The organism is Halomicronema sp. CCY15110, assembly GCF_016888165.1.
GTDB lineage: Bacteria > Cyanobacteriota > Cyanobacteriia > Phormidesmidales > Phormidesmidaceae > Halomicronema.
In genome coordinates, this window is the sequence record NZ_JACSWC010000195.1 from 21,045 (window position 1) to 28,225 (window position 7,181).

Here is a 7,181-nt window from a genome sequence, read left to right on the forward strand (position 1 = left end):
CCCATGGCCGACAGCTTTGACCTGAGCATCTTCTTACCCAACCGCGTGTTACTGACCACCCGTGCTCAGCGCCTCGGGGCCGATGCCGAAAATGGCCGCTTCGTAGTGCGTCCCAACCACATCGATTTCGTTACCGCTCTGGTGCCGAGCATTCTTTACTACCAAGAGCCAGCGGCGACGCATTACGTAGCGATCGACCGAGGCATGTTAGTGAAGCGGGAAAATGAGGTGCGGGTATCGGTGCTGCAAGCGATTCAGAGCGATGACTTGGAGCATTTAGATCACGTGATTGAAAAAGAATTTCGCGCCTTGGATGAGCGGCAAAAGCAAACCCAAACGGCTTTGACGCGGCTGGAGGTCAGCTTTATGCGCGGCATGATGGACATCGGGAGGGCCAGTCGTGAGTTCTAACAATCAGCCCGATTCGAATGAGCGGCGCAGCGACCCACAGCCCCCTCCACAGGAAGAGTTTCGGCTGCGGCTGCACCGTCAGCTGCAACGTCGCCGCCGCGCCCAGCGAGAAAAACAGCGCCCCTTTTACGGTCTGAGCGTGTTTGGTGTGGTGGGTTGGTCAGTCGCCATCCCCACATTGCTCGGCATTGCGATCGGGGTGTGGATCGATCGCAATTGGCCCAGCCAATATTCTTGGACGCTGATGTTCCTGTTTGCCGGGGTCGCCCTCGGCTGTCTCAACGCCTGGGTCTGGATCGACATGACCAATCGCGGCGAGTGACCCCGTCCTCCTCCGCAGATGATCATGACTTGAGCCGTGACCGTATCCCTTCGCCAGGCTCGGCTCAGGGCCAGCGATCGCGACAGTTGGCCAGTTCCAAGAAAATGCCGTGCGCTGGATGAATCAGAACCTTCAGCTATTGCTGTGCCACTCTCAAACATAGAGAGTGCAGGCTAAATCAGTTAAGCCACTTAAGTCTAGTTAAGCCACTTAAGCCAGCTGTGCTTTAAATCGGGATGAGCAGGATATTATTTGCAGGACTATACCGATTTCAATAGTTCTGATAGCTTTGATGTCAGACTTGCGGCCAGGGCCGAAACCATCCATTGGAAAGGAAGCATTCATCTTGCGGAACCATGCGCCTAGCGACTAATGCCTGCCGCCAGCACCTTTGCTCGTGTTCGCGCTGCCTCCAGCGCTAGCGTTTAGTTCACTCCAGATTCTATGTCCAATCGCCCCAACCCCCTGCCGCCAGACTCTGCCCCCGAGGAAAGTTCGTCTCGCCGCTCGTTTTCGCCCTTCCTCAAAATTGCGGCTGGGATCGGTGTCGTGGCCGCTGCCGGGGGCATCGTAGCCGTTGTGTATGGCGATCGCCTGATCGAGTCGCAGGTCATTCCCCTCGTTGAAGATGAGGTTGAGCAAACCATTGGCCGCCCCGTCGAGATTGGTGACGTGCAGGGACTGTCCTTTTGGGGCATTCGCATCGGCGAGAGCACGCTACCCCCCACCGCCACCGATGCCACTACCGCCACGGTGGATGAAGTGCAGGTGAGTATCAATTTGTCCGCGCTATTGTTTCACCGCGAGATTCAGCCCGATATTGTCTTGGTGCGCCCTGATGTGAATCTGGTGCAGGCTGAAGACGGCCAATGGATTGAGTTGGATTTGCCAGAAGCGGTTGAAGATCCGCCCTTTCAACTGGAACTACAGCAGGTCGAAGTCCGGGATGCCCGAGTGACGGTATCGACCAAAATTCAAGATCCCGAAGCCGTGGTGGCGCGGGTTCCGGTGGTCGCCGACACCGTGAATGTGGAAGCCACCTTTGCCGGGGACACGTCTCAGCAAGTGGTTTTTGAATTAGCCGGGAATGTTGACACTGGCAGCTTTGACATCCAAGGCGAAGCCGATCTGGAACAGCTAGCGGTACAGACCAATGTGCGGTTGCAAGCGGTGCCGATCGCGGCGGCAAATCTGGTCTTGCCCTCTCCATTGGGCCTCACTGGTGGCGTCCTCAATACCAACCTGACGGCGGCGGCGGCACTGACGGCGGACTATCAGCTCGACTTGGATGCTATCGATGTGCAGGGCACTGCTCGTTTGCAGGATGGGGAAGTCCAGGTGCTGGGGTTGCCCTCCCCAATTCGCAACATAAACAGTCGCCTGCGGTTTCAGGGGCAGCAGGTCACGCTGGAAGAAACGGGGCTACAGCTCAATGACATTAGGCTGATGGCCGAGGGCGACGTGCATTTGCAAGAGGGCCACAATCTGCAAGCGCAGATCCCCGCGATCGCGATCGCCGACGTGCAAACTCTTGCTGAGCTGGCGCTACCGATTGCCGCCGATGGCACCTTTCAGCTCAATGCTGAGGTGACCGGGGAGTTGCTCGATCCGCAAATTACGGGGCGGTTGAGCAATCAGGGAGCCGTACAGGTTGATCAAGTGGAGGTGGCGACCTTAACGTCTGACTTTCGGCTCAATCGAGAACGGTTTGACCTGACTGAACTGCGCATCGTGCCCGAAGCGGGCGGTATCGTGTTGGCCCAGGGACGGGCTGATCTGACCGATTTAACCAAGCCGCAATTTCAGCTCACGGCCCAAGTCGATGTGCCCGTAGACCCTTTTGTTGGCCTCTACGGCATATCGCTGCCGCCCGACATCGTCGTCGGCAACCTCACCGCTGACGCAGAAGCCGCTGGCACCCTGGCGTCTCAAACTGCCGTGGCTCAGTGGCAACTCTCCGACTCGACCTTTCCCGGCAGGGGAACGTTGACGCTGGCCGAGAACCAACTGGTGCTAGACAACACTCGCTTACAAGTGGCCGAGGGCAGTGTGACGGCGCAGGCGATCGCTGACCTCACCACGGGCAACTGGCAAGCCACGGCCACGACGGCGCAAGTTCCGGTGGAACAATTTACGCCCCAGGCGCAGGGCTTGTTGACGGCCAACCTAGAGGCCTCTGGCAATCTATATAACTTTGATCTAGCGACGATTCAAGCAGCGGGCGATGCGGTCATTGCCGACGCTTTGGTGCAGCCCGTGCCCACCGCTGCGCCCCTGCTCCCCCAGGGGGATTGGCGCACGGAATTTGAATTTTTGGGCGATCGCATTGCGGTCAACCGCTTCACCGCCCCCAATGTGCAGGCGGACGGCACGATTGGGCTGGACTTCAATCAAGCCCTTCCCATTGGCGCGCTGGCGCTGAATGTGGCCCTGCAAGACTACGACCTACAACCGCTCAACAGTTTTGTCCCCGCAGTCGCGCGGGAATATGGGCAGCTGACTGGATTCACCAGCTTTACCGGGCAACTCACGGGCACCCTCGACGATCCGCAAGTGACGGGGAATGCCCAGTTGGTTGATTTAGCGGTCAATGATTTTATTTTCGCGCCGCTCACTGGCCCCGTGGCCCTGTCGTTGGCGCAGGGGGGAGAGCTCGATCTCCGCAGCCAGGAAGGCGATCGCGTTTCCCTGGTCGTCGATGCGGATCTGTGGCCCGCTGCGTTTGAAATCCGCAATCAAGACTTTGTCGCCTTTGGCACTGGGGCCAATCGCCGCATTAACGCCACGGTAGAAAATCTGCCGTTGGAAAAATTCGCCGTACAGCCCGCCCGCGACTACGGGTTTGGCATCGTTTCGGGCTTGGTGGATTTACAGGTGACGGCCAATTTGACCGACTTCCAAAATCCGATCGCTGATGGCACCCTGACCGTTAATGATCCCGGCCTTGATCCCGTCGCCGCAGACTTATTTACGGCGGCGTTTCGCTATGCCGACAACACGGCGGTCTTGAGTCAGGGCGAGCTGCTGTTTGATAGCAGCCGCATTTTGCTGGCGGGCAGCGCCATCTTGCAGCCCGACCTGTCCTACACTGGGCAACTGACCGTCGCGGAAGGCTATGTCGAAGATTTGGTGGCGATCGCCGAAACCATTGACCTGGAAGCTTTACGGTTCGGTTTGCAGCGACAGACGCCCATTGGGAGTGCCGCCGATCTGCAAGTACAGTCGATTCGGCTACCGATGGCCTCTTTTTTAGAGCAGCTAGAGGCCTTCATCGCTTACGAGGCGACTCGACCCGACCAGTCCACACCGGACAATCCCCTGGCCTTACCAGACTTAGATACCCTGGCGGGTGAATTTTCGGGTGGACTGACCGTAGCGGGGCGATCGCTCGACTTGGACGGCCTGACCGCTGATTTCAACTTTCAGGGACAAAGCTGGGTTTGGGGGCCTTACAACCCCACCAATCAGTTCGTGGTCAGTGGCAATGTGCAGCAGTCCACCGTGACCCTCGATCCCGTTTCCGCCATTATTGAAGATACGGTGGTGAACTTGATGGGCAGCGGCAGTTTGGAGCGGCTGCAAGGGCAACTGCTGGTCGATAATTTACCCGTCGAGTTAGCGCAGGCATTTTATCCGTTGCCCCTGGCGGTGACGGGCGATATTGATGTCACGACGGAGTTTGATGGCAGCCTGGCCAATCCGCAAATCGCGGGTGAACTCTTGGTGGCCGATCCGCAAGTGGGTGAGCAACCGCTAGAGCGGGTCGCCGCGACCTTTGGCTATCGCAATGCCGTTTTTGAGGTGGACGGGGTGGCCGCGATCGCGCCCGATGAGCAACCGCTGACCTTGCAGGGCACTGTGCCCTATGCGCTGCCCTTTATGACGGTGCAGCCGACCAGCGACACCATTGCGTTAGTGGCGATCGTGCCAGACGATGCCTTTGATCTGGTGAATGTACTCACCGCTGAAGAAGTGCGGTGGGAAGGGGGCGATGGCGAAATCCGCGTACAGGTTGGCGGCACTGTGTTTGCCCCCATCGTGGCCGGGGCCGTCACGTTGCGCGAGGGCATCATCGGCAGCAAAGAGTTAGGACAACCGCTCACGAACCTCACGGGGCAAGTGAATTTTGACCTGCAGCAGGTCAGCATTCCCCAACTGCAAGGCCAGATGGGCGATGGCACCTTAGCCATTAGCGGTCAACTGCCCTTGTTACCATCGGGCGAGTCATTATTGGCCCAGGCATCCCCCAAACAGCAGCCCAAACCATCATCAACCGAGGGGACTCGGCCAAGCAATGGCATCTCTATTGCGTTGGGTGGGTTGCCGCTCGACTATCGTGGCGTCGTTGATTTGCGGGTAAATGGGCGCATGGGCATCACCGGCGCTGTGCTAGAACCCACCATTGGCGGCAAGCTTGAACTCGATGAGGGCTTCGTACAGGCGAATCAGCTACTGCGGCAAGTGGGCGCGATCGATTTCCCCACGGTGGAAGAAGTTCAGCAGATCAACCCTTATCGGGCGCAATTTTTAGGCATCGATCCGTTAGCGCCGACTGCTGGTGGAGCCGCGCCGGGATTCTTGGAGCGGGTATCGCTGCAAAATCTGGTGGTGGTTTTTCGCGATCGCCTGATCATTGCCGGACAACCGTTTTACAACCTCACTGCCGATGGCGGCATTCGGATCAGTGGTACCGTCTCCGACCCGCAACCCGACGGCAAAATTGACCTCCGCACCGGCTGGATCAACCTCTTCTCGACACAGTTTTTACTCGATCCCAATGCTCCCAATTCCGTCGTCTTTACCCCAGAGGATGGCCTTGATCCCTACGTTGACGTGGTCCTGAGAACCCGTGTCCGAGAAACCAACGTCACCGAAATCCCGCCCTCTAACGATGGTTTCGTCAGTTCCGAAATTAGCGATAACGACATCCGCTCGGTGGGGGAAGTGCAGTTCATTAACGTGGAGGCGATCGCCCAGGGCTATGCCAGCGACTTGAGCGAGACCCTCAGTCTCACCAGTAACCCCGCCCGCAGCCAAGAACAGTTAGTAGCCCTGCTGGGCAGCAACATTACCGGCGGTCTGGCCAATGCCACCTTGACGCAGTTTGCGGGCTTCTTAGGGGCCGGGGGCTTGGCCGGTTTTGGGAATAACCTCGCCAATGCTTTGGGGCTGCGCTCTTTCAGCGTCTTCCCCACTACGGATACCTCCGAAGAAAGTACTGCTGGTGTGGCGATCGGCGTGGAAGCGTCCTTTGCGATCGGCGACAGCATCGGCATCAACGTGCTGGAAATCCTGAACAGCGGCAATCCGCCCCAAATCGGTCTGCAATATCGCATCACCGATGAGTTGCAACTGCGCGGCTCATCTAACCTCAATGACACCGAAATGCGACTAGAATATCGCACCACATTTTAAGCCGAGTCGAGCCGTTAGAGCACACCCATTGCGCCAAAACAGCGATCGGCCCCACTCGCCTCGTCGGACTCCCGTATCGCAGTCACCTCAATACTGGGTAGTCCTAAAAAGGTAAGGATATCTGGCAACTAGCAGATGCGCTCGCTGACTCTAACTGGGTAACTGTCAATGAGTGATGATCTGCGAGGGTTTGATGTCTGCTCACCTACCCACTTGTCCAGTTTGCGACTCTCATACGGATTGAGTTTTGTGACGCCCCGCATCAATCAGCCAGAAGTGGCATTTCCGCCCAAGTCATGGCCTCGACTAAGCTGCGGCAATTCGTCCAGGTCGAACCAGAGACGGTTCGCTAAATGTCCCTTCAGCAGTGCCCAAAGTTGTTCAATAGGATTCAACTCGGGACTGTAGGGCGGTTGAAAATAAAACGCGACATTCGGCGGAATCTCTAGGGCATGTCATCAATTCAGCCAGATGACTGTAGCGGCCAGATAAATTGCCCCTAAAAAGCTCTCCGCCAGCTTATCGTAACGAGTTGCAATCGCTCGATACTGCTAATGAAACCCCAAGGGATTGCCGAGGGCATCGACGAGTGCGTGAATCTGGGTACTCAACCCACCGTTGCTGCGGCCAATGGCATCGGCATCGGCATCCCCCCCTTGGCCCCGGCACTGTGCTGATGGGCACGCACAATGGTCGAGTCAATCATGGCGTATTCGTTATCAGGGTCGTTCGCGAGCGCTTGGAATACCCGCTGCCACACTCCGCGTTTACACTAACGCCGAAAGCGCGCGTGGATTTTCCGATGGTGACCAAAGCGGGCGGGCAAGTCACGCCACGGAATCCCCACACGGTAACGGTATGAGACCGCTTCTACGAAAAGACGATTATCCCGAGCGGTCACCCACACACCCCCGGCTCGTCCGGGGAGCACATCTTGCATCCGCTCCCATTGCCCACCACCGTGCAATCTTGCTTTCAGCACCCCAAAATTTCTCCATCAAAGTGATTGACAGTTAGGAGTGGAGTCGCTATA

4 protein-coding genes and 1 pseudogene are annotated in these 7,181 nt (G+C 57.6%); 3 read left to right on the plus strand and 2 right to left on the minus strand.

The window, feature by feature from the left end; translation table 11 throughout:
- The first annotated feature begins 3 nt into the window (after positions 1-3).
- The 3 genes from JUK32_RS06050 (at position 4) to JUK32_RS06060 (ending at position 6,148) form a co-directional block, all read left to right on the plus strand.
- Entirely contained in the window at positions 4-411 is a 408-nt protein-coding gene (locus JUK32_RS06050; RefSeq protein ID WP_204137951.1) for a F0F1 ATP synthase subunit epsilon, read from the plus strand.
- Positions 401-733 (plus strand): AtpZ/AtpI family protein, encoded by a 333-nt coding sequence (locus JUK32_RS06055; RefSeq protein ID WP_204137952.1) that lies wholly within the window; start codon positions 401-403, stop codon positions 731-733. Before JUK32_RS06050 ends, JUK32_RS06055 begins: the two co-directional genes overlap by 11 nt.
- Positions 734-1,177: 444 nt before the next feature.
- Positions 1,178-6,148 (plus strand): translocation/assembly module TamB domain-containing protein, encoded by a 4,971-nt coding sequence (locus tag JUK32_RS06060; protein WP_204137953.1) that lies wholly within the window; start codon positions 1,178-1,180, stop codon positions 6,146-6,148.
- A gap of 266 nt (positions 6,149-6,414) precedes the next feature.
- Here JUK32_RS06060 and JUK32_RS27425 read toward each other — a convergent pair whose 3' ends face one another.
- Positions 6,415-6,591 carry a transposase gene (locus JUK32_RS27425; RefSeq protein WP_375541552.1) on the minus strand — a complete coding sequence of 59 codons (177 nt, stop codon included), beginning with the start codon at positions 6,589-6,591 and terminating at the stop codon, positions 6,415-6,417.
- Between the two features lie 15 nt (positions 6,592-6,606).
- Positions 6,607-7,088 (minus strand): annotated as a pseudogene (locus tag JUK32_RS06070) (IS5 family transposase).
- Positions 7,089-7,181: the final 93 nt, after the last annotated feature.

Excerpts from the sequence above, each read along its gene's own strand:
- JUK32_RS06050 (WP_204137951.1), top strand. The coding sequence starts at position 4 with ATGGCCGACAGCTTTGACCTGAGCATCTTCTTACCCAACCGCGTGTTA.
- JUK32_RS06060 (WP_204137953.1), top strand. The coding sequence starts at position 1,178 with ATGTCCAATCGCCCCAACCCCCTGCCGCCAGACTCTGCCCCCGAGGAA.